The sequence below is a fragment of the Paraburkholderia sp. UYCP14C genome, assembly GCF_004197395.1.
Lineage (GTDB): Bacteria > Pseudomonadota > Gammaproteobacteria > Burkholderiales > Burkholderiaceae > Paraburkholderia.
This window is the reverse complement of record NZ_SELS01000028.1, coordinates 75,835-102,127: the sequence shown is the minus strand read 5'-3', so window position 1 is coordinate 102,127 and position 26,293 is coordinate 75,835. Positions and strand designations below refer to the sequence as shown.

The window sequence follows — 26,293 nt, the reverse complement described above, 5'->3', positions numbered from 1 at the left end:
TGCGAGGCCTGGCAACCCCGCTCAGGCGCGTTGCCTGCGCAAACTGATCGGCGCATCCGGATTTCAGCTGGAAATTGCACGCGAAACACTCCTGATCATCGCTTCGGTCCTCATGACGAGGCGCTTTTCAACAGCCTGTTAGGTTGCGACTGGCTCATAGAAAAGACCAGAAAATGAATAGCGTCGATTCGTCTATCGAAACATATCTGTCCACCATCCATTTCAGCCATTTCTCGACCCAGTCCATACAAGCCATCGCCGGCCTGTACACCTGCAAAGGCCTCGTTCTGATTCCCGTGCTGTGGTGGATGTGGTTCCAGCAAGACGAGCGGCGCGCATGGCGGCGCGAATTGCTTGTCGCGACACTTCTCAGCGGCATCGTGGCGTTTTTCGTCGCAAGACTGCTGACTCACTGGTTGCCGTTCAGAGCGCGCCCTCTCTACAACACCGAACTTCATCTGCAGTTCGCAAGCAGTGCGACCACGGGTGCGGCCCTGGCAGATTGGAGTTCGTTCCCAAGCGATCACGCAATGCTATGGATGGCCATCGCCACCGGCATCTTCCTCGTGGAGCGGCGCATCGGTGTGCTGGCGCTGATCTATACCGTACTTTTCATTTGCGTCCCGCGCGCCTATCTCGGCTTTCACTACCCGAGCGATTTGCTCATGGGTGCCGTCATGGGGATTGCGATCACCTGGATCATGACGAGAGATGCGATCCGCGTGCGCTACGCGACTCCGCTGCTGCGCTGGATCGAACGCCACCCATCGCCTTCAGCGATGCTGGCCTTTATTCTGAGCATCCAACTCATCATGCAGTTCGACGAACTGCGCAATCTGGCGAGCGACGTTTTCACGTATCTTTGAGCCGGGCGTCGCGAACGGGCACTCCCGTCGATTGGGCGCGACTGACGGCACGGCGTGAATCCCGATGACTGGTCGGAACGAGCGAAGCAATGCGGTAATATCGGCGCACGGCGCGCGAGCTTCGATCTATCGATCTACGTCCGGCTTCGCCGCTATCCGGTTGTGGAAGCCGCGGTGTTTTCGGCGCTGTTTAGAGGCCCGGCAGTCCGCGTGTGCCCGATACTTCGCAGAGTCGCAGATGAAACGGCCATTGAGATGGATTGGCGCTATCCTGGCAGCCGTTGCGGTCGCTGCCCTGCTTGCTCTACCGTTGCCTGAGTCCGTCGACCTGACGACGGAGATCGTCACCGTGACCTCGATCGAGCGGCCGGATTCGGCGGTTTTCGACTACGTGACGACACCCGCGCACTGGCCCGACTGGCACCCGTCTTCGCTATCGGTAAGAGGGGCGACCGATCACCCGTTGAGCGTTGGCGAACAGGTTACGGAAGAATTTCGCGTGGCGGGTCGGCGGGGCAGCGTCGTGTGGACGGTTGCCGTGCGGGACCGTCCGCGTAAATGGGTCATTATCGGCAAGATAGATGGCAAGCCCGCCGGCACGGTGCGCTACTCGCTGACGCCCGTAGCGTCCGGGACACGATTTGAGCGTGTGTTCGTGTACCGCTCCCCGTCACTATGGTTTGCGGCAGCGAATGTCCTGTTCGTGCGCGCGCGAATCCAGCAGGAGTCCGACGAGGCGGTCGCGCGGCTGAAGAAAACGTTGGAAGCGCTGCCGTAGAGCCGCTGGCAGAGCCCGCTCTCGCAGCCCAACTATCTCGCCGCTCGCCGGGAATCGACAGTTAGCAAATCTTTGTGACGAATTCGGGTCCCGGTTTGGTCAAGCGGCTTCCCTTTGGGCTCGATATGTGGACTGCCACACACTTCGGTGCCGATTCCAACGCGTCGGACGCCCTTTCTCCATAGAATTTCCCAAGGAGATCTGCACGGAGACAAATGATGGACGCGCTTGCAGGTTTTTTCGTCTTTGGGGTTTCGTTAGCCGCGATCGTTGCGACAACGGAAGTCAACGGAAAATTGTGGTGGGCCAGTCTGATCGGCACGCTCGCAGCCGGACCGATTGTCGCCGCGGTGCTGTTAATGGCGTTCCCCGGCACTGCAGGCCACATCGAGGCCGCAACGCTTGCATTTCTGGTGCCGGTCATCATTATGTGCGTCGCCCTATCGAGGCACATCATTCCGCAAATCACCGCGGAGCACCACAGCTGATGACACCACGTCGACGCCCGGCGCGCGCAAGGCCCGGACGCGTTGAAGAACACGCCGGTGCCTGAGTTATCTCGCACCGTAGAAATGACGGTACTGCCACGCGGACTGCCTGATCAATTCGTCGTCCGGCCACGGGCGGGTTCCCAATCTGCCAATCGATTTGTGTTCGGCCGTAACGCCGCGCCACTTGCCTGCGCTGCGTGAGCGAAGTCGACGGCCTATTGCGCGGGATTGAAATACGTGTCGTCGCCGATGCGCATCGCCGCGGCGACTCCCGCCGATGACAGGTCTCGAAACATGAAGAGAGAGATCCGGCCACCCAAACCCTATGCCTCTACCTACGCCTACGACGACCGATCGCGACTACGCGCTCGCGTAGCACCCGTGATCACCGCGATGCCGAGCAGTATCACCGCCACGATAGCAATGATGTGCTGCGCGACATGCAGCGCCATCAATCCCCACGCGACGCCGCCAATGAAAATGATCCATCCGACCAGATAGATGAGCAGGGTCATCGTTTTTCTCCTTGCGGTTTCGGCCCAATGGCGCCGGTTGCCTGCGCTGCAAGATTTACCGGGCGCCCCGATGCTCCGATGATCCGCTGACATCGCTTCCATCGGCGCGGGTCGCGGTGCACACGACGCCCTCGCCGAAGAAGCGATCAACGGGTCTATCTCCAAGCACATTGCGCGCCTGACGCCGCCATCGTGCGCGGCGACGTCTTCCGCTGCGGGGCCTACACTTCAATGCCATCCAACGCGAACTTCTCGCGCTGTGCCTGGCATGTTCCCTGCGTCCCACCTCACCGTTCGCGCAGCCCCCCAGGCACCGCCCCCACCCGCTATCGATCGACATGGACGCTCCCCGCAGCAAACCCGGCCCGAACTCGCCGCCCTCCGACAGTCGCACCGGCTTCGTACGCGTGCGAGGCGCGCGTGAGCACAACCTGAAAAACGTCGACGTGCAGATTCCGCGCGATGCGCTCGTCGTGTTCACGGGTGTATCGGGCTCGGGCAAATCATCGCTGGCGTTCGGCACGCTGTATGCGGAGGCGCAGCGGCGCTACTTCGAATCGGTCGCGCCGTACGCGAGGCGCCTGATCGAACAGGTCGGCGTACCCGAAGTCGATGCGATCGAAGGGCTGCCGCCCGCGGTTGCGTTGCAACAGCAACGTGGCGCACCCAGCGCGCGCTCGTCAGTGGGCAGCGTGACGACGTTGTCGAGCCTCGTGCGCATGCTGTATTCGCGAACCGGTGACTATCCCCCGAAACAGCCGATGCTGTTCGCCGAGGACTTCTCGCCGAACACGGTGCAAGGCGCCTGCCCGACCTGTCATGGGCTGGGCCGCGTGTACGAGGTCACCGAGAAATCGATGGTGCCCGACGACTCGCTCACCATCCGCGAGCGCGCGATCGCAGCGTGGCCGCCAGCGTGGCACGGCCAGAATCTGCGCGACATCCTGGTCACCCTCGGCTACGACGTCGACACGCCATGGCGCGATCTACCGAAGAAAGATCGCGACTGGATCCTCTTCACCGATGAACAGCCCACCGTGCCCGTCTATGCCGGCCTCACGCCGAAGGAGACGCGCGCCGCGCTCAAACGCAAGGACGAACCGAGCTATCAGGGCACGTTCACGGGCGCGCGCCGTTACGTGCTGCACACCTTTGCGACCACCCAAAGCGCACTGATGAAAAAGCGCGTGTCGCAGTACATGGTCGGCAGCATCTGCCCGACTTGCGATGGCAAGCGGCTCAAGAAAGAAGCGCTGTCGGTGAAATTCGCCGGGTTCGACATCGGCCAGTTTTCACAGTTGCCGCTCGCGGAGCTCGCCGCGCTTCTCGCGCCGATTGCGCGCGGCGAATGGCCGAAGCCAGATACGGCGACGACCGGCCAGGGCAGCGTACTCAGCAAGAGCGCGATGCGTGAAGCCATCGACCAGCGGGTCGCCGCCGGCGGTTCCGCGCACAAGGCATCGCCCGATGTGCGGCGCACGCCGAACCTGTCCGGCGAAAAGCGCCTCGCCGCGCAGCGCATTGCCGCCGAACTGCTGGAACGCTTGACCACTCTGGTCGAGTTGGGCCTCGGTTATCTCTCGCTCGAGCGCAGCACGCCCACGCTGTCGTCGGGTGAATTGCAGCGCTTGCGACTGGCCACGCAGTTGTCGTCGCAGCTCTTCGGGGTCGTGTACGTGCTCGACGAGCCATCGGCCGGCTTGCATCCCGCCGATGGCGAAGCGCTCTTCAGCGCGCTGCAGGAACTGAAGGCAGCGGGCAACTCGCTGTTCGTCGTCGAGCACGATTTGCAGACGATGCGGCGCGCCGACTGGCTGGTCGACGTCGGTCCGGCGGCCGGCGAAGCGGGCGGTCACGTGGTCTATAGCGGGCCACCCGCGGGACTCGCGAAAGTCGAAGCGTCGCAGACCCGCCTGCATCTGTTCGCGCCGCCCGCGCAGGTCGATCGCACACCGCGCGACGCGACCGGCTGGCTGCGGCTCAGCAATATCACCCGCAACAATCTGCACGGGCTGAACGTCGCGTTCCCGCTCGGCTGCCTGACCACGGTCACGGGCGTCTCGGGCTCTGGCAAATCGAGCCTCGTGAGCCAGGCGCTGCCCGAACTGGTCGCGAGGCGGCTGGGAAAGATCATCGAAAGCGCGGACGACGACGAACCGGACCCGCTGCTCGCTACCGCGACGACACCAACGAGCGGCCATATCGCCGAGGGGACGGACGCGCTGCGGCGGCTCGTGCGGGTCGATCAAAAGCCGATCGGGCGCACGCCGCGTTCCAACCTCGCGACCTACACGGGTCTTTTCGACCACGTTCGCAGGCTGTTCGCGGACACGCCCAGCGCGCGCAAGCGTCGCTACAGCGCAGGGCGCTTCTCGTTCAACGTCGCACAAGGGCGCTGCCCGACCTGCGAAGGCGAAGGCTTCGTCAGCGTCGAGTTGCTATTTCTGCCGAGCGTGTACGCACCTTGTTCGACCTGTCACGGCACGCGCTACAACGCATCGACGCTGGAGATCACGTGGCGCGATAAAAACATTGCCGAGGTACTCGGCCTGACCGTCGACGCCGCGTGCGGTTTCTTCGTCGACGAAGCCGGTGTGATGCGCGCGCTGAATGCGCTACGCGACATCGGCCTCGGCTATCTGCGGCTCGGCCAGCCCGCCACCGAGCTATCGGGCGGCGAAGCGCAACGCATCAAGCTCGCCACCGAACTGCAACGCGCGCAGCGCGGAGACACGTTGTACATCCTCGATGAACCGACTACCGGCCTCCATCCCGCCGACGTGGACCGGCTGATGGTGCAACTGCAGCGGCTCGTCGACGAGGGCAATACCGTGGTGGTGGTCGAGCACGATATGAGGGTGGCCGCCCAAAGCGACTGGATCATCGACGTCGGCCCGGGTGCCGGCGACGCCGGCGGGACGATCGTGGCATGCGGCACGCCGGTTGAGGTCGCGCGCGAAAAGCAGAGCCGCACGGCCGCGTATCTGCGGCGACATCTCGTGCCGTGAACCAGGGAGGTGCGAGCCTGTGCGTTGCGCGCGGGACATTGGCTCATCCGAGACGGAGGCTGTTGATTCAGCATCTGACCAGGATTCCGATCCCTGCGCCGCTTTGCGCGACCTGGTCCGTCAGCCCGTGCGCGTGAGGTTCGCGTTTCGAACACCGTTGCTGTGATACCCGTGTGTCAGACACGTGCGCGACACCGAAAGAATCTTTCGGCATCCACCCGCGCATTTCCGCAACGAGCGACTACAGTTGATTGGCGGGATGACGACTGCGCCCATCACAACTTGCGAGCATTCGTTTGCGGCCCTCGGTTCGCAGACATCGCGAGAAGCGAAGTAAGCTGTCCGCGCAGGGCCGGGTCGTAGCTGAGAACGCATGATCCTGGCGGACACTCAGCCGCTTGACCACGCCGATATCAATCGCGCGGCACTTCACACCCGTGCCCAGCTCTGGAGGGCGCCTGAACTACACGCGAAACGCGTCTTCGTGCAATCGAAATCGTATTGATGCGGCCATAACGGAGGCCAACATGGCGCCTGTAATCGTCGATGTCGCGGAACAAAAGCGCTTGAACGACGCGCATACGGCGCAGGTGCCGTGGAAGAAGTGGGGGCCGTATCTGAGCGAGCGGCAATGGGGAACGGTCCGCGAGGACTACAGCCAGGATGGCGACGCGTGGAACTATTTCACTCACGATCATTCCCGCTCCCGCGCCTACAGGTGGGGTGAGGACGGGCTCGGCGGCCTATCCGACGACCGGCAGCAACTCTGCTTTGCGCTCGCCTTATGGAACGGGCGTGACCCGATTCTGAAGGAACGCCTGTTCGGCCTCACCAATAGCGAGGGCAATCATGGCGAGGACGTGAAGGAATATTACTTCTATGTCGACAGCACGCCCACGCACTCGTACATGAAGTATCTGTACAAATATCCGCAGCGCGAATATCCGTACCTCGACCTGATCGAGACGAACCGGAAGCGATCGCGCGACGAACTCGAGTACGAACTGATCGATACCGGCGTATTCGACGACGACCGGTATTTCGATGTCTTCGTCGAATACGCGAAGCTCGATCCGCAAGACATCTTCGTGCGCATTTCCGCGCACAACCGCGGGCGGGACGCGGCACAGCTGCGGATCCTGCCGACGCTATGGTTTCGCAACACCTGGTCGTGGGGCCATGACGATCGCAGGCCGTCGCTGAGTGAAGCGGGTCCGGGCGTCATTCGGGCGAGCCATCATGAACTGGGCGATTACTGGCTCTATTGCGACGGCGCAACGGAACTGCTGTTCACGGAAAACGAAAGCAATGCGCAGCGTCTGTGGAATCAGCCCAATGCGTCGCCCTATGTGAAGGACGCATTCCACGCGTATGTGATCGGCGGGCAGCGCGAGGCTGTGAATCCCGCCCGGACGGGAACCAAGGCGGCCGCTCATTACGTATGCAACGTCCCCGGCGGGGACAGCGTGACGATCCGGCTGCGCCTGAGTGCAGCGAGCCGCGACAACCCGTTCGACGGTTTCGAGAACACCTTCACTGAACGCATCGCCGATGCGGACGCGTTCTACGCGCACATCGCGCCGAAATCGCTGACGGAAGATTCGCGCCGGGTGCACCGTCAGGCTTTGGCAGGCATGTTGTGGGGCAAGCAGTACTACTACTTCGATCTCGAACTGTGGCTGCGCGAGCATGGCAGTCATCCGTTGCTCGAAGGCGAGCGGCTCGATGTGCGCAACACCGCGTGGTTCCACATGCTGAACGCGGACGTGATCTCCATGCCGGACAAATGGGAGTATCCGTGGTACGCGGCCTGGGATCTGGCGTTCCACACGATCTCTCTGGCGCTCGTCGACTTCGATTTCGCGCAGGAGCAATTGCTGCTCATGTTGCGCACGCTGTATGTGCATCCGAGTGGCCAGATCCCGGCCTACGAGTGGAACTTCAGCGACGTCAACCCTCCCGTGCACGCCGCCGCCACGCTTTGGCTCTACCGCTACGGCAAACAGCTGGGACGGGCCGACCCGCGCTTTCTCGAGCGCTCGTTCCAGGGGCTGATGCTCAACTTCAACTGGTGGGTGAATCGCAAGGACCCGTCAGGTCGCAACGTGTTTTCCGGTGGCTTTCTGGGGCTGGACAACATTGGCGTGTTCGATCGCAGCGCGCAGCTGCCGACGGGTGGATCGCTGGAACAGGCGGACGGAACCGCGTGGATGGCGTTTTATTGCCAGTGCATGCTGGAGATGGCAATCATCCTGACGGAATACGATCCGATGTACGAGGAGATCGCCTTCAGGTTCGTCCAGCACTTCATGTGGATCGCCTACGCGATGGATCGGCGCGGCGAACATGCGGACGAGATGTGGGACGAGCAGGACGGCTTTTTCTACGATTTGCTGCGGCTTCCCGACGGACAGACCAAGCGCCTGAAGATAAGGTCGATGGTGGGGCTGCTGCCGCTGTGCGCGTCGACGGTGTTCGAAGCAGATGCGGTGACACGCTATCCGAAACTGATGGATCTGATCGCCCAGTTCCGCAAACGCTACCCGGAGTTGCTCGCCCACGTGGCGCCGACAGATTCGGGCTTCATCGGCCATCGGGAGCGCAGGCTCCTGTCGATCCTGAACAGGCGCAAGCTCGAACGCGTGCTCGGCTACCTGCTCGACGAGAACGAGTTCCTCGGCCCGCACGGGATCCGTTCGCTCTCCCGCTATCATCTCGACCATCCGTATGTGCTCAACGTCGGCGGGACCGACTACAAGGTGCAGTACCTGCCGGCCGAATCGAATACGGGCATGTTTGGCGGAAACTCCAATTGGCGCGGTCCGGTATGGATGCCGGTGAACCTGCTCGTGGTCAGGGCACTGATGAATCTCTACAGCTTTTTCGGCGACGAGTTCAAGGTGCAATGCCCGACCGGGTCCGGCCATTACATGACGCTGTTCGAGGTGACGCAGGAAATCGTGCGGCGACTGACGGGCACATTCTTGCGCGACGCGGATGGACAGCGTCCCGTCTATGGCGGGACCAGCAAGTTCCAGGACGATCCGCACTGGCGCGACCTGATCCTGTTCTACGAGTATTTCCACGGAGACAATGGTGCGGGGCTAGGGGCCAGTCATCAGACGGGCTGGACGGGCCTCGTGGCACCTCTGCTGGATATGTTCGGGCGCATCGATGCTCAGACCGTACTCGAAAGCGACAGCTGGCGCGTCATGGCCGGCGCCAACGCGCCACAGGCCGGCCGGGAATAGATCACCGGAAGCGGCGGATCCTGCTCTCAACGCGCGCCGTCCGTGACCATCGTTTCGGACGTCCTGAGACCCATGACTATGCTCAGGAGGCTTAAAAGCGTCACCATTGCGGCCAGAATCGCAGCGAGATGGAGTCCTTCGGCAAGACGGTCGAACTCCGGCCGCACCAGCGCACCGAACAAGCCCACGCCGAGCACGCCACCAATCTGACGTGCGGTGTTCAACACGCCCGATGCGATGCCCATGCAAGACGAGTCCACGTGCGCCAGCACCGCGGTGTTGATCGACGGCACCGCGAGCGCCACACCGATGCCGACCGTCAGCAACGGCAACGCCACTGCCAGCGCGCTGCTATCCACCCGCACGAACGCAAGCGAAACATAGCCGAGCGCCGCCAGCGCCTGGCCGACAAGCATCGGCAGGCGATAGCCGAAGCGCGCGGTGAGCGAACCTGACGCGACATTCGCGACGGTCACCACAGCCGTCATGGGCACAAACGCGAGGCCGGTTTCGAGCGGCGTGTAGTGACGCGCGCTCTGGAAAAACAGACTCATTGCAAACATCAGTCCGTAGTAGCCGAAATTCAGCGACAGCCCCGTTAGCGCGCTGACATTCACCGCGGCATTGCGAAACAGCGCGAGCGGCAACAGCGGTTGCGGATGCCGCGCCTCGACCATCACGAACAAACCGCCCGCAACGGCCGCGACGGCTAATCCCATCAATACGGTCATGCTGGTCCAACCCAGCCTGCCGCTTTCGACCACCGCATACGTCAGCCCCGCCAACGCAACGACGGCAAGCGTCTGGCCGGCCAGATCGATGCGACGCGCCGCGTGCGCCTCGGTGTCAGGCGCGTGAGCAATGGTAAGCCAGATGCCCGCGACGCCGATCGGCACGTTGATCAGAAAAATTGCCGGCCAGCCGAAGCGGTCGACGAGCACGCCGCCGACCAGCGGACCCGCCCCCAATGCAAGCGCCGCCGTGCCCGCCCACACGCTGACGGCCCTGGCCCGCGCGTGCGGGTCCGGAAACGCCGCGCCGAGCAGCGCCAGCGACGACGGCACGCATAGCGCCGCGCCGATGCCCTGCACCACCCGCGCCACGATCAGCAGCACCGCGCTGCCCGACAGCCCGCACCCCACCGAGGCGCAGGTGAACACCACCAACCCGGCAAGAAACATGCGGCGTGCGCCGAGGCGGTCGGCCAGCGCGCCAGCCGACAGCAGCAGACTCGCGAACGCCAGCGTGTAGGCGTTGACGACCCATTCCAGCGCCGTCGAATCGAGGCCGAGGCTGTCGCGCATTCGTGCGAGCGCGACGTTCACTACCGTGACGTCGAGACAGATGATGACGAAGCCGAGGCTCGTCGCGAGCAAGGCAAGGCGTGGTGATCGGGCCGGTGAGCTGAGCTGATTGCGCATGATGTCCGTGCATGAAGTCGGGCAATGCGGAGCCGGGATGGGCCGCAAACGACGTGTACGCGGACTGTATTCCTATAGCGAAGATTGATAAACGCACGGCGAATAGCAACAGAACCAATTATTATTGAGGAATGGATCTCCTCAAAGCGATGACCGTATTCGTGCGCGTAGTCGAAAGCGGCAGCCTGACGGCGGCGGCGGTGGCTTGCGACCTGTCGCCGACGATGGTCGGCAATCACCTTCAGGCGCTGGAAACGCGGCTAGGCGCGCGACTCATTCATCGCACCACGCGCAAGCAGCAGATCAGCGCGTTTGGTCAGGCCTATTACGAGCGATGCGTCGAGATCCTCGGGCTGGTCGACGATTCGGAACGACTCGCGCTCGATCATCTCGCGACGCCACGCGGACGCCTGCGTGTGACCGCGCCCGTCGTGTTCAGCAACGAATGCCTGATACCGGCGATCGCGGATTACTGCGAGCGCTATCCCGAGGTGAAGCTCGATATCGTCGCCACCGATGCGCTGTCGGACCTGCTCGACGACGGCTTCGAGGCGGCGGTCCGCATCGGCGCGCTGGGCAATCCGGATCTCGTCGCCCGGCCTCTGAAGCCGTACCGTCTCGTGTTGTGCGCGTCGCGCGCGTACCTGACGACGCACGGCGCGCCGTCATCGGCCGACGCGCTGCGCTCGCATCAGTGCCTGACGTATGCGTATCCGCCGCGCTCGGAATGGCACGCGGCGCAGGCTGAATGGAGCCTGCAGGGTCCGGACGGACGCGTCAGCGTGCCCGTCGACGGCAGGCTGAGGATCGACAATTCGGAAGCGCTGCGACGGGCGGTGTTGCGTGGTCTCGGCATCGCGATGCTGCCCGAGATTCTGGTGGCCGCGGATCTGCGAGCGAAGCGGTTGGTCGAAGTGCTGCCGGAGTTTGCCGCGCCCGCGCGGCCACTGAATCTGCTGTATCTGCGTGAGCGGCAGACGTCGCCGAAGCTTCGGAGCTTCATTGAATTCATCGTCGAGCGCTTCGGCGCCCAGGCCGCAGCGTCGGTGCGTTGAACGCCCGGCACCGACTCTCAATGCGAATCCTGTTGCCGCCTACGCAGGTTGTCCTGGACACGACGGGCGACCAGAACCGTCAGGTAATCGGTGATTCGTGCACCTTCGCTGTATTGGATCCACGTTTCCGCGTACATCTGCGAGACCGTTTCCTCGGGCGTGTTGGTAGCGGCCGCAATCTGCTTGATGACATCTTCGACGTTGCGCGTGACCATTGCTTGCTCCCGGCGTGCGGTGATAAAAGACCGTCGCACACACGGTACGCGCCCCGGTACGCAGGTCAATTGACCTGTGTCAATTGACCTGATCTATGGCCGTTTACGCGTTGGTCGAGGCGCTTTACGGCGAGGTCTTCACTGAAACACCGGTTTTCCCGACGCGTCCTTGACCTTCGTCTTCCACTGCGCGCGGATTTCCGACACGACCGCATCCGGCAGCGAGATGTAGTCGAGATCGCTGGCTGCCTGCCCGCCGCTCTTGAACGCCCAGTCGAAGAACTTCAGCGTTGCCGCGCCTTGCGCCGGCTTTTCCTGGGTCGCATGCAGCAGCACGAAGGTCGCGCCGACCACCGGCCATGCGTCCTTGCCCGGCTCGTTCGTCAGGATCTGGTAGAACGTCGTCTTCCAGTCCGCGCCCGAGGCAGCCGCCTTGAAGGTTTCGGTCTTCGGCGCAACCACGGCGCCGGCCGAATTCTTCAGACTGGTGTAAATCATGTTGTTTTGCTTCGCATACGCCCACTCGACGTAACCGACCGCGCCCGGCAGCCGTTGCACGAAGGCGGCGACGCCGTCATTGCCCTTGCCGCCGGTACCGGTCGGCCAGTTCACCGTGGTGCCTTCGCCGACCTTCGACTTCCACTCCGGGTTCACCTTCGACAGAAAGTTGGTCCAGATGAAGCTGGTGCCCGAACCATCGGCGCGACGCACCACGGCGATGTCCGTATCCGGCAGCTTCATGCCCGGATTGAGCGCGGCGATGGCCGGATCGTTCCATTTCTTGATCTTGTTCAGATAGATGTCGCCGAGGACCGGGCCGGACAGCACGAGTTGACCGGGCTTCACGCCGGGCATGTTCACGACCGGCACCACGCCGCCGACCACCGTCGGGAATTGGAACAGGCCTGTCTTCGACAGTTCGTCGTCCTTCATCGGCGCGTCGGAGCCTGCGAAATCGACGGTCTTCGCGATGATCTGCTTGATGCCGCCCGCTGAACCGATGCCCTGGTAGTTGACCTTGCCGCCTCCCGCCTTATGGTAAGCGTCAGCCCACTTGTTATAGATCGGGGCTGCGAAAGTGCTGCCCGCGCCTGTGATGTCCGCGGTTTGCGCTTGCGCGGCCGCGAGGGGGAGAGCAACGGCAAGAACTGCAATTCCTCGTTTGAACAGCATGGTTTGCCTCCACGAGATTGACTGACCGGATCAATAGTTGCAGCAAGCTTCGCTCCGCGATGCAATTCTTCGACCATGCATCTTGCGGGCCCACGCTGGCTCCGCTGGCCACCCGCTACTTGCGCAGGTGCGCGGTGCTTTCTTCGGTGGTGTCCGCTCCGCTCTGGCCCGCCTGATGCTTCATCGTGCCCGCGCGTCGAACCTTCCCCAACGCTCGAACTTTCAAACTTAAGCGGTTCAGATGACATTTCGTTGACAGCCGTGGCGCATCGTTCAGGCGGTCTGATCGCGTGGCTCAGCTTCGAAATAAACCCAACGACGAATCAACATGTCCTTAAGAGAAGAATTCAGCAACGATCGCGCAATGGGATTCTGAAAACGATCGAGCGCCACGAACCTGGCAAACGCACGTTGGTTCCCACCGTGAAAGCGCCGCGTAAGTACATTAACTGAAAGCGGCAATTGGACTTACCTGGAGCTTTCCGCAATTCGCCAAGCCTTCACGAGACGACATTGCGCACATGCAGTGCATGTCCGACTAATTTGTGTCCGTCAAGGAAAACACGGAAGGAGAAAAGCGCGCCTAACGTCTACCGTTCGATTTGAATCAATACATCTACATCAAGTGGTTCTGCGTTACGTTTTTTTGTCGGTCAGGGGCTGAGGACAAATCAAAGACACGAGCCTCCGGCCATCAACAGGAGATGGCGCGATGCAAAAGCTCGTCCATATCGCATGTCTGGCCTGCCTCGTCGCAACGACCGCGGCAATGGCACAAACCCCAGCCTCACCACCCTCCTCTGGCGCGATGCCGGAGAAGATGCCATTCGACATTCCTTACGGCACGCCAATCGGTGTAGACACCGCAAAGAAGCTGCTCGCGATTGCAGAAGCGGAAGCAAAGAGACGCGATTGGAAAATGAACATCGCCGTTGTCGATACACATGGTGAGCTCGTTGCATTTGAACGCATGGACGGCGCGCAATACGCATCGATTGCGATATCGCAGAACAAAGCTCGCACGTCGGCGCGATTTCGTCGCGAAACCCGCGTCTTCTACAACCAGTTCGAGGCCGGACATACCTACTTGAGCACGCTGGATCCGCAGCTGGTCGCGTCGCCGGGAGGATTTCCGCTGCTGGACGGAGGAAAGCTTATCGGTGCTATCGGATGCAGCGGGGGCACCGCCGAGCAGGGCTCCGCCGTGTGCAAGGTCGCGGCCGACACGATCAAATAATGCCGACTGGCGTCGTTAGATCCGTTCGTGAAGGTCGTGCACGCCGACCCGCGTGCCCGTGCCGAGTCCGAATGCCTTCACCAGAGGGGGAAATCCGCCCACGCTAACATGCACAATCTATATCTTTAGCTCAATTCAATATTTAGTCTTTGCATAACCCGGTGTTAGCCTGAATTCGTCCCGCAGGCGTGCGCCGCGCCACGTCTGCGTCCGCTGCCATTTCTCCATCGAAACGAATATCCGGCAAGGAGCTACCGTGAGCGTCGAATTCATCGGCATGATCCAGCAACGCAAAGTCTCGGAGACACATGCTCCCCAAGGCCCCGCGGTCGATACCGATTACGTGCGCGTCTTCGCGCAAGCCCATGAAAACGCGGGCTTCGACCGCATCCTCGTGCCCCACAGTTCGACCAGTCCCGACGCGACCATCACGATCGCCTACGCCGCGAGCGTGACCTCGCGCGTGCATTTCATGCTCGCGCATCGGCCGGGCTTCGTCGCGCCGACTCTGGCAGCGCGCCAGCTCGCGACGCTCGATCATTTTTCCGGCGGCCGCCTCGCGGTGCACTTCATCTCCGGCGGCAGCGACGAAGACCAGCGACGCGACGGCGACTTCCTGAGCCACGACGAGCGCTACGCGCGCACCGACGAGTATCTGCAGATCTTGCGCCGGGTCTGGACCGAAGAGCGTCCGTTCGATCACGAGGGCCGTTTCTACCGCTTCGAAAAAGCCTTCTCCGATGTGAAGCCGAAACAGACGCCACACGTGCCGATCTATTTCGGTGGTGCCTCGGAACCCGCGCTCGCGGTCGCGGGCAAACACGCGGACGTCTACGCGCTGTGGGGCGAATCGAAACAGCAGGTCCACGAGCAGATCACGCGGGTGCAAGCCGAAGCCACCAAACATGGCCGCAGCGTGCGCTTCTCTGTGTCGTTCCGGCCGATCCTCGCGTCGACGGAAAAAGCCGCGTGGGAACGCGCCGAACACATCCTCGACGAGACGCGCCGGTTGCGCGTCGAACAAGGCTTCGCGCGTGGTGGCCCGCAACAGAGCGAAGGCGCGAAGCGCCTGCTTGCGGCGGCCGGTGACGGCGTGCGCGCGGACGAACGTCTGTGGACCGCGGTCGCGAGAGAGATCGGCGGCCGCTCGAATTCGACGGCGCTCGTCGGCACACCGGCACAGGTCGCGCAAACGCTCGCCGAATATCACGCGCTCGGCGTCACGACGTTCCTGATCCGCGGCTTCGACCCGCTCGAAGACGCGATCGACTACGGCCGCGAACTGATTCCCGCCACGCGCGAACTGACGTCGCGCGCACGCCACGCGGCGTAACCGGAGCGCGACGACATCATGAGCACCGTACTCGCCGATACGCCCTCGCTTGCGTTTCGCCCCACCCCATTGCGCCAATTCTGGTTCGACGACGCAGCCGAGCCGCCCCGCTCGCTCGCGCAGGAGCGTCTGCACCGGCAACAGCGCCTCGCCGGCGCGTTCCGACTGTTCGCGCGTTACGGCTTCGCGCAGGGTCTGGCCGGTCACATCACCGCGCGCGATCCCGAATGGACCGATCATTTCTGGGTCAATCCGCTTGGCCGCCATTTCGGCCGTATCCGCGTGTCGGATCTGTTGCTCGTCAACAGTCGCGGCGAGATCGTGATCGGCGACGGACCGGTGAATCAGGCCGCGTTCGCGATTCACGCGGCCATTCACGAGGCACGGCCCGACGTCGTGGCCGCCGCGCATACGCATTCGCTGCATGGCAAGGCATGGTCGACGCTCGGGCGCAAGCTCGATCCATTGACGCAGGACTCGTGCGCGTTCTACGAAGACCACGCACTGTTCGACGATTTTCGCGGCGTCGTGCTCGACACCGCTGAAGGCGCGCGCATTGCGGACGCGCTCGGCTCGCACAAGGCCGTGATCCTGAAGAACCACGGCATCCTGACGGCCGGTTCTTCCGTGGAGGCAGCCGCGTGGTGGTACATCGCGCTCGACAACGCGTGCCATGCCCAACTGCTCGCGCAGGCGGCCGGCACGCCGCAGCCGATTCCGCACGACGTGGCGGCTCTCACGCATCAGCAGGTCGGCCGCGCGAACGGCGCACGACACGCATTCGACAGCCTGTATGAAGGGCTCGTCGAAGCCGAACCGGAACTGCTCGACTGATGGCCATGCATAAACTGCGGCGTTTCATCGGCGAAATCGCCACGCTCGTCGATTCTGGCGTCAATGAAGCCGAATTGCTCGATCGAGGCGCACACGCGCTGCGCGAGCTGATCCGCGTCGACGACTGGCTGCCGGACGCCTACGTGCAAGCGTCGGCCGAGCGCTATCAACAGTTTCTGTTGTATGCCGATGCGCGCCAGCGCTTCAGCGTCGTCAGCTTCGTATGGGGACCGGGCCAGCAGACGCCGATTCACGACCACACGGTGTGGGGTTTGATCGGCGTGCTGCGCGGCGCCGAACTCGCGGCGCCCTATGCGCGCCACGACGACGGCACGCTGCGTCAGACGGGCGCCGAAGTGCGCCTCGAAGCGGGCGACGTAGAAGCGGTGTCGCCGCGCTTCGGCGACATTCATCGCGTTCGCAACGCCTACGACGACCGCACGTCGATCAGCATCCACGTGTATGGCGCGAACATCGGCGCGGTGCGCCGCTCGACGTACACGCCCGACGGCCTGCCGAAGCCCTTCATCTCCGGTTACTCGAACGACACGCTCCCCAACCTGTGGGACCTCAGCAAGGAACAGCATCACTGATGAAGACCTATCAGATTCGCACCTACGAAGACGTGCGCGAAGCGCTGCTCGCACGCCGCGAAATCGCGCTGCTGGACGTCCGCGAAGAAGACCCGCATGCGCAGGCTCATCCGCTATTCGCGGCAAATTTTCCGCTGTCGAAACTCGAACTCGACGCCTATACGCGTCTGCCGCGCCGCGACGTGCCGATCGTGCTGCTCGACGCCGGCGAAGGACTCGCCGCACGCGCCGCCGACAAACTGACGGCGCTCGGCTATACGCAGGTCGCGCTGCTCGCGGGCGGGCTCGACGGCTGGATTCGCGCCGGCGGCGAGGTGTTTCGCGACGTCAACGTGCCGAGCAAGGCATTTGGCGAATTCGTCGAAGCGCGCCGGCACACGCCGTCGTTGTCAGCCGAGGCCGTCCAGACGCTGCTTGCCGATGCCGCTGACGTCGTCGTGCTCGATGCACGGCGCTTCGACGAATACCAGACGATGAACATCCCCGGCAGCGTCAGCGTTCCCGGTGCCGAACTCGTGCTGCGTGCGCGTGCGCTCGCGCCGGACCCGAAGACGCGCGTGATCGTCAATTGCGCGGGGCGCACGCGCAGCATCATCGGCGCGCAGTCGCTCGTCAACGCGGGGCTGCCGAATCCGGTAGCGGCGCTGCGCAACGGCACGATCGGCTGGACGCTCGCGGGGCAGCCGCTCGAACATGGCAGCGACCGGCAGTTCGATCCGCGAGCCGGCCTCAATACCCACTACCTCGCCGCGTCGCGTGGCGCGGCGCGCGCGCTTGCGGACCGCGCGGGCGTGAGCCGCACGACACTCGACGAAGCCGCGCGCTGGGCCGCCGAAGCGTCGCGCAGCATCTATCGCTTCGACGTGCGCGCGCCCGCCGAATACGAACGCGCGCATGCGCCTGGTTTTCAGGGCGCGCCGGGCGGCCAGCTCGTGCAGGAAACCGAGATGTTCGCCCCCGTGCGCGGCGCACGTGTCGTGCTGTTCGACGACGACGGCGTGCGCGCGAACATGACCGCCTCGTGGCTCGCGCAGACGAACATCGACGTGTATGTGGTCGACGGGGCTACACCCCAAGACCTGAGCGCGAGCGGCGCATGGCGCGGCGCAAAGCCCGAGCCGGCACCCACGCCAAACGTGTCCGCGGACGAACTGGCCGCGCTCCTCGCCGACCCATCGAGCGGGACGGTCGTGATCGACGTGACGGCCAGCGCCAATCATGTGAAGGCCCATATTCCGGGTGCCTGGTGGCTCGTGCGCTCGCGACTGTCGAACACCTTCGACGATCTGCGCACGCTCCCCGATGCGAAACGCTACGTGGTCACGTGCGCGACGAGTGCGCTCGCGCCGTTCGCGGCGCCGGAGATTGCCGCCCTGACCGGCAAGCCCGTGCACGTACTCGAAGGCGGCACCTCCGCATGGATTCGCGCGGGGCAACCGACCGAAACCGGCGACGCTCGTCTCGCGTCGCCGCGCATCGATCGTTACCGGCGTCCGTACGAGGGCACCGACAACGCGCGCGACGCGATGAACGCGTATCTGGAATGGGAGTACGGCCTCGTCGCGCAGCTCGAGCGCGATGGCACGCATGGCTTCTTCGTGATCTGATCGACGGATCCAACACGGGCGCCGCGTCACGCGTGCGCTCGCATCGTCGCTGTTACGCAGCGCGCGACAGGCGCGCCGCCTTGAAGCTCTGCGCGACGCATTCCGACAGCACGGCGAGCGCCGACTGCATCTTGCCGAGCGCGCGCGACCTGACGATCCACACCGCGATCTCAGGCTTGAAGTCGCTGAGCTGAACCACATCGAGCCGCGCGGCATGCGCACTGATGCGCAACAACGGCAGCGGAACCAGCCCCAGCCCGACGCCATCGGCGACGAGTCCGAGTTGCAGTTCGGTGCCGAGCGTCTCGAGGTTCAGCTTCAGCGCATAGCCTTGCGCGGCGAGCGCCTGCTGCAGCCCCGCCCGAAAACCGCAGCCGTCCGGATTCAGCACCCACCCATAAGACTGGCATTCGGCCAGCGTGTGCGTGCGCTTTTTCAGACTGCCCTTTCGCGCGACGACCGCGAGCTTCAGCTCGCCGAGGGTTTCTCCGGCCAACGTGTCGGGCAACACGCGATTGGCCGCCAACAGCACGATCGCGGCATCGAGCTCGCCGTCATCGACCTTCTGCAGCAATGGAGTGCCCCATCCCGTCGACACGCGCGCCTGCAACTCCGGATGCGCGCCGCGCAACGCGTGCAAGGCCTTCAGCATCGCGACGTCGGCGACCGTCTGCGCGACGCCGAGGCGCAGCACGCCGGCAAGCGGTGCGTCGTCGGTGACGAGATGCCTGAGCGCATCCACTTCGCGGACGATCGCGCGGCATTGCTCGTACACCGCGCGGCCCATTGGCGTGGTCTTCAACGGCTTGGTATTGCGGTCGAGCAGCTCGACGCCGAGCGCTTCCTCGAAGTTCTGTATGCGTCGCGTGACGGCAGGTTGCGTGAGCGCGAGAGAATCGGCAGCCTGACTCAGCGACTGGCTGCGCACGACGGCGACGAAGGCCTCGATCTCATCGAGTTTCATGGAATGCTGTGTGGTTGGATGGAACGTTGAATGGCCCGCGCATGCATGACCCTTGCGTGAGCTTAGCGTGTCGACGCACCGGTTTTCAAGCGGCGCGTGCTTTCCTCGCTCGCATATTAACAAAGCAGAACAATGCGTTTGCCTTATAAAACGTGCATACGTATCGTGTGTTTTTCTACCTCGTCTGCGCAGCGCATCCCATGTCCTATCTTTTGAATCGGTTTCTACGGAAGTTTTCCGGTCTTCTGCTCGGCGCGCTCGGCGCGTTCACTCCCTTTGCGGCGATGGCCGATGCCACGCTGAAAGTTGGCGACCAGCAGTTGCAGACTCGCGGCATTCTCGAAGCCTCCGGACAACTGAACAATCTGCCGTACAAGATCGAATGGTTTAACTTCCCGGCCGCGCAACCACTCGGCGAAGCACTCAATGCGGGCGCGATCGACGTCGGCGGTCTCGGCGATGCGCCGCTGATCTTCGCCTACGCCGCGGGCGCGCGGGTGCGTGCAGTCGCGGCAACACGCTCGATACCACGCGACCTCGCGATCATCGTGCCCGACGGCTCGCCGATCAAAACGGCCGCCGATCTCAAGGGCATGCGCATCGCGACGACGCGCGGCTCGATCGGCCACTACCTCGCGATTGCGACCTTGGAGCGCGCCGGCATCAAGCTGTCCGACGTATCGCTGCGTTTCATGCAGCCGGCCGATGCGAAAGCCGCGCTCGCGTCGGGCAATGTAGATGCATGGTCCACGTGGGACCCATATGTCGCGCTCGCCGAGCAAAAGGATCATGACCGCAGCATTGCCAACGGCATCGACCTTTCGTCGGGACTCAGTTTCCAGGCGGCGACGGAGACTTCGATCAACGCCAAGCACGCGGAAATCGCCGACTTCCTGAAGCGCGTCGCCGCCGGTCAGCGCTGGGCGCTTGCACATCCCGACGAAGTGGCCGCGATGCAATCGAAGGTGACCGGCTTGCCGCCCGACGTGCTGAAGACGGTCTACCAGCGCGCGCAATTGCATCCCGTCGCGATCGACGACGGTCTGGTCGCCGAGCAGCAAAAGACCGCCGACCTGTATCACCGCGCGGACGTGATCAAGACGCGCCTCGACGTCACGCCGAGCTTCGACCGGCAGTTTCCTCTAGACGCGCGATGACCGCGCGGGCGCAGCGCCATGCCGATTCGCTCGCGCTGCGCGATGCTCATTCAGAGCCAGGCGAGGCCCTCGCGCACCAATGCGTGGGCGTTGTCCGTCAGGAGGTCGCCATGTGCGAGCACGACGCGTTCGAACGGCCAGGCGAGCAACCGGTCGACGCAAGCACGGGCGCGCTTGCGGTCGCGATAGGCGATTCGCAGCAACGGATGCCATCCGACCCGGCCGAGAACACCTCCCAGCCGCAGATAATTGCGCGTCAACCAGTGAGGCGACTGGTGAAAGTTCTCCACCAGGTCGGAGGCGATCAGAGTCCGCGTGGCCCGGTGATATAAAACCGTTTCGCCCAGCATGCAGCCTTCGATCGTTAGCAGTTCAAGGTCGTCGTACCAATCCGGATGAGGCTGATCCGTCAACACCGCGTCGAAGCGGAGATCCTTTCGCTTGCGTTGCAAGGCCGCCGGGCCGTGAAGCATTGCCTGCGGATAAGCCGCCACGGCTTGCGCGGCATACATGTGATGAAACAGGTTCGGACAGACGATATGCGCGACCGGCCCCAAGGCATCAATGGAAGTCCGCAATTCGCTGCTCAACGGGATCGGCGAGTGCAGCAGCAGTTTGCCCGATGACAGCCGGATGACGGCCATGCGCGTTCCGACATGCAAACCCAAGAAAGAATGCGGGGCAAATGCCGTCCAGATATTCTGCGCAAATGGCTGAAGAGCTGACATCGTCGTACCTTTGCAAAACCTGCTTCGATTCCTCCGGAGGCGCCGCGAATGCGGCACTCAGTTTTTCGTCGCAGACAGTTGGAGCAAATAGTATATGGATGTGCCAATGGGTCGATCTGTTTTCGTCAGCGCGCCCGAGCGTCGCTGAGTTCACCAATCGTAGGCGAGCGCACGCCTCATTGAGACCGTGTTTTTGTGGCGTGTGTGGGCACGGACACACTGTCGAGGTGGCGATGACTGCGGGCGTGAATGTCGGTTTGGCCAACGACCTGGCTGGCGCGACCCCGGCACGATGGTCCGCTGATTGAGCGGAGTCCCAAACCAGAACTGACTGCTTCACTACATTCGAGTACCGCGCGAAGTCGACAGCCGTCCAGCTGCGGCCTCGCACTCTCGCAAGGTGGAGGCCCGGGTCAACCAGGCGCTGTGTCGACCGAACGATGCATCAACCCGGGCTGCGAATATGTCATGCAATCCCCATCCGGCGCCCCCAAAAGCACACCCATCACGTGGGGTAAACTGCCTGCTCAAGCCCACCATCTGGCGTTCCCACACCCCTCCCTGTCATGAAACCAAGACTTCACGCCGCGGTTTTGACCGCCCTCTGTGCCGCGGCACTGTTCGGAGCGGCGACGCCCCTTGCCAAAGCCCTGCTCGGCTCGATGTCCCCGTTCATGGTCGCGGGCCTGTTCTACCTGGGAAGCGGCGTCGGACTCGGTGTCGGCATCATCTTCCGCCGGATGCGACAGGCGTCGACACACGCCAGCCATGATCATCGGATTCAGAAAGCAGAATTGCCGTGGCTCGCCGGCGCGATCGCCGCCGGCGGGGTCGCCGGGCCCGCGTTGCTGATGCTGGGCCTGTCGAGCACGCCGGCCGCAACGAGTTCGCTACTGCTGAATCTCGAAGGCGTGCTCACCGCCATCGTTGCATGGGTGGTTTTCCGGGAGAACGTCGATCTGCAAGTGTTTCTCGGCATGGTTGCGATCGTCGCCGGAGGCGTGATGTTGTCCTGGACTCCCGGAAAAGCGGGTGTGCCGGCCGGTGCGCTGCTCATCGTCGGAGCGTGTCTGTGCTGGGCAGTCGACAACAATCTCACGCGCAAGGTGTCCGCGAACGACGCGATGGTAATCGCATGCCTGAAGGGACTCATCGCCGGCCCGGTGAATCTTGCGATTGCGATCGCGACTGGAGCGTCACTGCCATCGGCAATCACGGTGGGTGCAGCCATGCTCACAGGGCTTGCAGGCTATGGGGTGAGTCTTGTTCTATTTGTCGTCGCGCTTCGTCATCTTGGAACGGCACGCACGGGCGCTTACTTCTCGATTGCACCGTTGTTCGGTGTCGCCATCTCGCTGCTCATCTGGCCTGAACTTCCGGCCGTCACCTTCTGGATTGCCGCAGCGCTGATGGGGCTTGGCATCTGGCTGCACGTACGCGAGCGGCACGAGCACGAGCATACTCACGAACTGATGGAGCACTCACACCGGCACCGGCACGACGAGCATCATCAGCACGAGCACGACTTTCCGTATGCCGGTGACGAGCCTCATACCCATCTGCACGTCCATCTGCCCATCACGCATTCGCATGCGCATTTCCCGGACATCCACCATCGTCACCAGCATTAGGCCGTTGTCCTTACGGCAGGCGGCACCGCCTCCATCAAGTGTCGCTCAGTGCGCGGATGGCGACCTGGCGTTACTCGAAGTGCCCTCGCGGCGGTGCATGCCTTCCAGGCTATCCATGCGGCAGAGCAGCGCTTTCGCCTGTTTCTCGATGTGCATAGGCAGCAATGGCATGACCAGAGTCATCCGCACCCTGCCTCGCCAGTAGTTCAGGCTGGCGACTGCTCCCCCTTCGACCTCGTACACGTACCGAGTCGAGCACTCGAGATAGTCGAGTACATGTCTGATGTGCGCCAGATCTTGCTCTGCCAGTTCGTAGCTCAAGATGAAGTCACCGTGGTCAGTATGGGCTGGATTGTCTTCGTTGCTGCTAATCCGCTGCGTGCGTAGCCAGCATCAGCATGGCAGGTCAATCCTCAGGTACATACAGGTCTCCGCTCCGTATTGCCGGCCGGCTCGTTCGACGCTTTGGTACCCATGCACTGGCCATGGCACCAGGCTGGCACATGGGAAGAAAGCCTTGCATTTGGCTTGCGGCAGTGACATGCAACGTACTCATGCATGTTCGCGTGCCAATCCTGAGCGGGACGATCCCACTACGCGTTGGCTGCCGATAGCTGTATCAGCTAGGCGTGACGGTTTTTTTTCGCATGATTTCCGGTCTCGAATGACAACAAAATTAAGTCGACACACTCACCGACAGTCGAACCGGATTGTTTTTCTATATTGCGAAGCTGGCCCAGGTCGGCGCAGCAACGTCTTCTACAAACACTATCACGCATTGCTGAAGGAATACTTATGGGGTTCGCACGTCGAGGGTAACTGCGAAAGACACTATCTCTGCCGGTCAAACAAAAAATGCGTCAAGCCCACTGAATCAGCATTCGGAACATTCCCGATAGTGCGCGTTGCCAATAATTAGGATCGCTTTGTGAATTCAGCGAGAAGAATGCGTGACTCCACTCGAGAACCGCAAGCGCCAGTCACGAGCGCCGCCATTCAGCAGACTAAAGATCCGATGGACATCAACGAACCACAGAGACAAGCGCAAATTCCTTGCACGGATTTGCCGCCTCGGCACACCTGCCATCGGGCACGACAAAAGTTCTGAAGCTTTCGAAAGATCAGTGCAGGTCAATCGTAGGCGTGGTCATGTGACCTGCACAAAAACGACTTGTCGCCGCCTCCTCAACGTCATTTGGAAGGTCTAGTTTTCCAGGCTGTAACACGCCGCAATGACTCGAAGAGAGGTAGACGCGGTTCAACAGTCATGCAAAGAAGTTCAACGCTTCAATGGAGATCCCCATGATCCAGACATCAAGATCGACATTCCCTCGACCTTCCGTATTGGCCTTGCTGAGCGCGGTCTCGCTAGCGGCTGCGGCAATCTACTGCTCTGCGGCGGACAGCAAGCCTCAATCCACGATGGATAGATCTTCGGACACGGTAACGCCGATCAAACATGTCATCGTCATCGTGGGCGAAAACCGGACCTTCGATCACGTGTTCGGCGCTTATCAGCCGAGCGGTGGCCAGACCATATCCAACCTGTTGTCCAAGGGCATTATCAAGGCGGACGGCAGGCCAGGACCCAACTTCAAGCTCGCTGAGCAATACATGGCCAAGGCCACGAATCCGTCACGGTTCGACGCCAGCCCAGAGTCGAAGCACCCTTACTCGACACTGCCCGCGCCGAACACGGGCTCGGCGCCGAGCGCTGCAAGCGACGCGAGTCCGCCGCCGTTTGCAACACTTGCGGCGGCACAGAAAGTCGAAGGGTATGCCCTCGAAACTGCCGATGTCACTCAATTGACTACGGGGGCAACGGGCCTCCCCAAAGACGTTCCTGATACGCGCTTTGGTTCGAACCTGTACAACCTGCAGAATGGTCCCTATCAGATCTCACGTGTCGGTCCGAACTACGACCAATACATGAACAGTCCGGTCCATCGCTTCTATCAGAACTGGCAGCAGGCCGACTGCAACGTCGCCCACGCGACGTCCGATAACCCGAGCGGTTGCAGCATGGATCTGTTTGCGTGGGTGGAGGTTTCGATAGGCGCGGGATCGAATGGCAAAGCGCAGGCCGCAGACTTCAACGATCAGTCGACCAACGAAGGCGCAACCGCGCTCGGATTCTATAACGTGAATCATGGCGACATGCCCTACTTCACGGAGCTCGCGCGCAAATACACGATCAGCGACAACTATCATCAACCGGTGATGGGCGGTACGGGCGCGAACAGCATCATGATCGGCACGGCCGATGCGCTCTATTACACGGACGGCAACGGCAATCCGACGACCCCTCCCCAGAACGAGGTCGAAAACCCGCGGCCGCAGCCCGGCACCAACAACTGGTATAAGGAGGACGGCTACTCGGGTGGGTCGTATAGCAATTGCTCGGATCCGAAGCAACCTGGAGTGGGCGCAATCCGACACTACCTCGACAGCCTGCCGTATCACCCCAATGCCAATTGCGCGCCCGGCACGTACTATCTGCTGAATAACTACAACCCTGGCTACAACGGTGACGGTAGCGTCAATACGAGTACATTCACCATTCCGCCTTCGCCGGTGCGCACTATCGCCGATACCCTGCTCGAGCGCAATGTTTCATGGAAGTACTATGGCGAGGGCTGGACCAGCTTCGTAAACAGTCCGTCAACGAGCGTCTACTGCAATATTTGCAATCCGTTTCTCTACGAGACGGCGATCATGACCGATCCGTCACTGGTGGCCGCGCATCTTCAGGATACGACGAACCTGTATTCGGACATCACAAACGGCACGCTACCCGCGGTTTCGTTTGTGAAACCGGGTGGGTTACTCGACGGACATCCGGCTTCTTCGAAGTTTGGTCTCTATGAGGGATTCGTGCATAAGATCATGGATTCGGTTCAGGCGAATCCCGAGTTGTGGGAATCCACTGCAATCTTCATTACGACCGACGAGGGAGGCGGCTACTATGACTCTGGCTACATTCAACCCGTTGACTTCTTCGGGGACGGGCCACGCATTCCTCTCATTGTCGTGTCGCCCTATTCGCGTGGCGGCCGGGTGGTTCACGACTATTCGGATCACGTTTCGCTCATAAAATTCATAGAAAGGAACTGGTCGCTGGGACCTATCACGTCGCGCAGCCGTGACAACCTTCCCAACCCCGTTCAGTTGCCCTCCAGCCCATACGTCCCCACGAATGCACCGGCGCTTGGAGACCTGTTCGATGCATTCCGGTTCCGGCACGCCAGGGAGTCCGATGCGGATACGGACAGTGGCAAAGCGGGCGGGGCTGGAATGTTCCCGTTCTAACTGCGCCGGACAGGAATAATGGCGCTGTGAATGCTTCGCATCGAGCCAATAGGATGACGTTGAATGGCGAAGGCTCGGCCTCCGTCATTTAACGTCGGTGATTCTCTAACAGACGGGCGTCACGCTC

21 protein-coding genes are annotated in these 26,293 nt (G+C 62.3%); 14 read left to right on the top strand and 7 right to left on the bottom strand.

The genetic code is table 11. The annotated features are described in order from the left end of the window. Nucleotides 1-173: 173 nt before the first annotated feature. From EVC45_RS24640 to EVC45_RS24630, 3 genes are all read left to right on the top strand, one after another. Nucleotides 174-866, top strand: a complete 693-nt coding sequence (locus EVC45_RS24640; RefSeq protein ID WP_129960837.1) for a phosphatase PAP2 family protein — start codon at nucleotides 174-176, stop codon at nucleotides 864-866. Nucleotides 867-1,104: 238 nt separating this feature from the next. Beyond that, nucleotides 1,105-1,644, top strand: a complete 540-nt coding sequence (locus EVC45_RS24635) for an SRPBCC family protein (RefSeq protein ID WP_129960836.1) — start codon at nucleotides 1,105-1,107, stop codon at nucleotides 1,642-1,644. Between the two features lie 215 nt (nucleotides 1,645-1,859). Continuing rightward, entirely contained in the window at nucleotides 1,860-2,132 is a 273-nt protein-coding gene (locus EVC45_RS24630) for a hypothetical protein (protein ID WP_129960835.1), read from the top strand. 344 nt (nucleotides 2,133-2,476) lie between these two features. On the opposite strand, the gene EVC45_RS45745 is transcribed toward EVC45_RS24630, so the two are convergent. Next, the gene (locus tag EVC45_RS45745) at nucleotides 2,477-2,650 is read right to left on the bottom strand and encodes a hypothetical protein (protein ID WP_168991528.1); all 174 of its coding nucleotides are present in this window, start codon (nucleotides 2,648-2,650) and stop codon (nucleotides 2,477-2,479) included. A gap of 338 nt (nucleotides 2,651-2,988) precedes the next feature. On the opposite strand from EVC45_RS45745, the gene EVC45_RS24625 reads away from it, so the two are divergent. After that, entirely contained in the window at nucleotides 2,989-5,658 is a 2,670-nt protein-coding gene (locus EVC45_RS24625; protein WP_129960834.1) for an excinuclease ABC subunit UvrA, read from the top strand. Nucleotides 5,659-6,185: 527 nt separating this feature from the next. After that, nucleotides 6,186-8,909, top strand: coding sequence for a glucosidase (locus tag EVC45_RS24620; RefSeq protein ID WP_129960833.1), 2,724 nt, complete (start codon nucleotides 6,186-6,188; stop codon nucleotides 8,907-8,909). Nucleotides 8,910-8,935: 26 nt separating this feature from the next. Here EVC45_RS24620 and EVC45_RS24615 read toward each other — a convergent pair whose 3' ends face one another. Continuing rightward, the gene (locus EVC45_RS24615) at nucleotides 8,936-10,330 is read right to left on the bottom strand and encodes a DHA2 family efflux MFS transporter permease subunit (RefSeq protein WP_129960832.1); all 1,395 of its coding nucleotides are present in this window, start codon (nucleotides 10,328-10,330) and stop codon (nucleotides 8,936-8,938) included. A gap of 131 nt (nucleotides 10,331-10,461) precedes the next feature. On the opposite strand from EVC45_RS24615, the gene EVC45_RS24610 reads away from it, so the two are divergent. Beyond that, nucleotides 10,462-11,385: a LysR family transcriptional regulator gene (locus tag EVC45_RS24610; RefSeq protein ID WP_129960831.1), complete on the top strand. Its 924-nt coding sequence runs from the start codon at nucleotides 10,462-10,464 to the stop codon at nucleotides 11,383-11,385. Between the two features lie 17 nt (nucleotides 11,386-11,402). Here EVC45_RS24610 and EVC45_RS24605 read toward each other — a convergent pair whose 3' ends face one another. Beyond that, nucleotides 11,403-11,600: a DUF3562 domain-containing protein gene (locus EVC45_RS24605; RefSeq protein ID WP_129960830.1), complete on the bottom strand. Its 198-nt coding sequence runs from the start codon at nucleotides 11,598-11,600 to the stop codon at nucleotides 11,403-11,405. A 138-nt stretch (nucleotides 11,601-11,738) separates the two neighbouring features. Beyond that, on the bottom strand, nucleotides 11,739-12,773 hold the full coding sequence (pstS, locus tag EVC45_RS24600) for a phosphate ABC transporter substrate-binding protein PstS (RefSeq protein ID WP_129960829.1): 1,035 nt from the start codon (nucleotides 12,771-12,773) through the stop codon (nucleotides 11,739-11,741). 712 nt (nucleotides 12,774-13,485) lie between these two features. On the opposite strand from pstS, the gene EVC45_RS24595 reads away from it, so the two are divergent. From EVC45_RS24595 to EVC45_RS24575, 5 genes are all read left to right on the top strand, one after another. Beyond that, complete coding sequence (locus tag EVC45_RS24595; protein WP_129960828.1) at nucleotides 13,486-14,010, top strand: heme-binding protein; 525 nt, start codon at nucleotides 13,486-13,488, stop codon at nucleotides 14,008-14,010. 256 nt (nucleotides 14,011-14,266) lie between these two features. After that, on the top strand, nucleotides 14,267-15,343 hold the full coding sequence (locus EVC45_RS24590) for an LLM class flavin-dependent oxidoreductase (protein WP_129960827.1): 1,077 nt from the start codon (nucleotides 14,267-14,269) through the stop codon (nucleotides 15,341-15,343). Between the two features lie 18 nt (nucleotides 15,344-15,361). Continuing rightward, entirely contained in the window at nucleotides 15,362-16,177 is an 816-nt protein-coding gene (locus tag EVC45_RS24585; protein WP_129960826.1) for a class II aldolase/adducin family protein, read from the top strand. Continuing rightward, nucleotides 16,177-16,770: a cysteine dioxygenase gene (locus EVC45_RS24580; protein ID WP_129960825.1), complete on the top strand. Its 594-nt coding sequence runs from the start codon at nucleotides 16,177-16,179 to the stop codon at nucleotides 16,768-16,770. The genes EVC45_RS24585 and EVC45_RS24580 overlap by 1 nt, the downstream gene beginning before the upstream one ends. Further along, nucleotides 16,770-18,377 (top strand): rhodanese-related sulfurtransferase, encoded by a 1,608-nt coding sequence (locus EVC45_RS24575; RefSeq protein WP_129960824.1) that lies wholly within the window; start codon nucleotides 16,770-16,772, stop codon nucleotides 18,375-18,377. The genes EVC45_RS24580 and EVC45_RS24575 overlap by 1 nt, the downstream gene beginning before the upstream one ends. Nucleotides 18,378-18,429: 52 nt before the next feature. Here EVC45_RS24575 and EVC45_RS24570 read toward each other — a convergent pair whose 3' ends face one another. Beyond that, on the bottom strand, nucleotides 18,430-19,341 hold the full coding sequence (locus EVC45_RS24570; protein WP_129960823.1) for a LysR family transcriptional regulator: 912 nt from the start codon (nucleotides 19,339-19,341) through the stop codon (nucleotides 18,430-18,432). Between the two features lie 200 nt (nucleotides 19,342-19,541). Here EVC45_RS24570 and EVC45_RS24565 point away from each other — a divergent pair, with 200 nt between their 5' ends. After that, nucleotides 19,542-20,498 (top strand): ABC transporter substrate-binding protein, encoded by a 957-nt coding sequence (locus EVC45_RS24565; protein ID WP_211193470.1) that lies wholly within the window; start codon nucleotides 19,542-19,544, stop codon nucleotides 20,496-20,498. A 50-nt stretch (nucleotides 20,499-20,548) separates the two neighbouring features. Here the strand turns inward: EVC45_RS24565 and EVC45_RS24560 are convergent, their stop codons facing one another. Continuing rightward, nucleotides 20,549-21,226, bottom strand: coding sequence for a DUF4336 domain-containing protein (locus EVC45_RS24560; protein ID WP_129960822.1), 678 nt, complete (start codon nucleotides 21,224-21,226; stop codon nucleotides 20,549-20,551). 566 nt (nucleotides 21,227-21,792) lie between these two features. Here EVC45_RS24560 and EVC45_RS24555 point away from each other — a divergent pair. Next, nucleotides 21,793-22,857 (top strand): DMT family transporter, encoded by a 1,065-nt coding sequence (locus EVC45_RS24555; protein WP_129960821.1) that lies wholly within the window; start codon nucleotides 21,793-21,795, stop codon nucleotides 22,855-22,857. A 45-nt stretch (nucleotides 22,858-22,902) separates the two neighbouring features. Here the strand turns inward: EVC45_RS24555 and EVC45_RS24550 are convergent, their stop codons facing one another. Then, nucleotides 22,903-23,178, bottom strand: a complete 276-nt coding sequence (locus tag EVC45_RS24550) for a hypothetical protein (RefSeq protein WP_129960820.1) — start codon at nucleotides 23,176-23,178, stop codon at nucleotides 22,903-22,905. Nucleotides 23,179-24,159: 981 nt separating this feature from the next. Here EVC45_RS24550 and EVC45_RS24545 point away from each other — a divergent pair. Further along, a complete protein-coding gene (locus tag EVC45_RS24545; protein ID WP_129960819.1) occupies nucleotides 24,160-26,166 on the top strand; it encodes an alkaline phosphatase family protein in 2,007 nt (668 codons plus the stop codon). The last annotated feature ends 127 nt before the right edge of the window (nucleotides 26,167-26,293 follow it).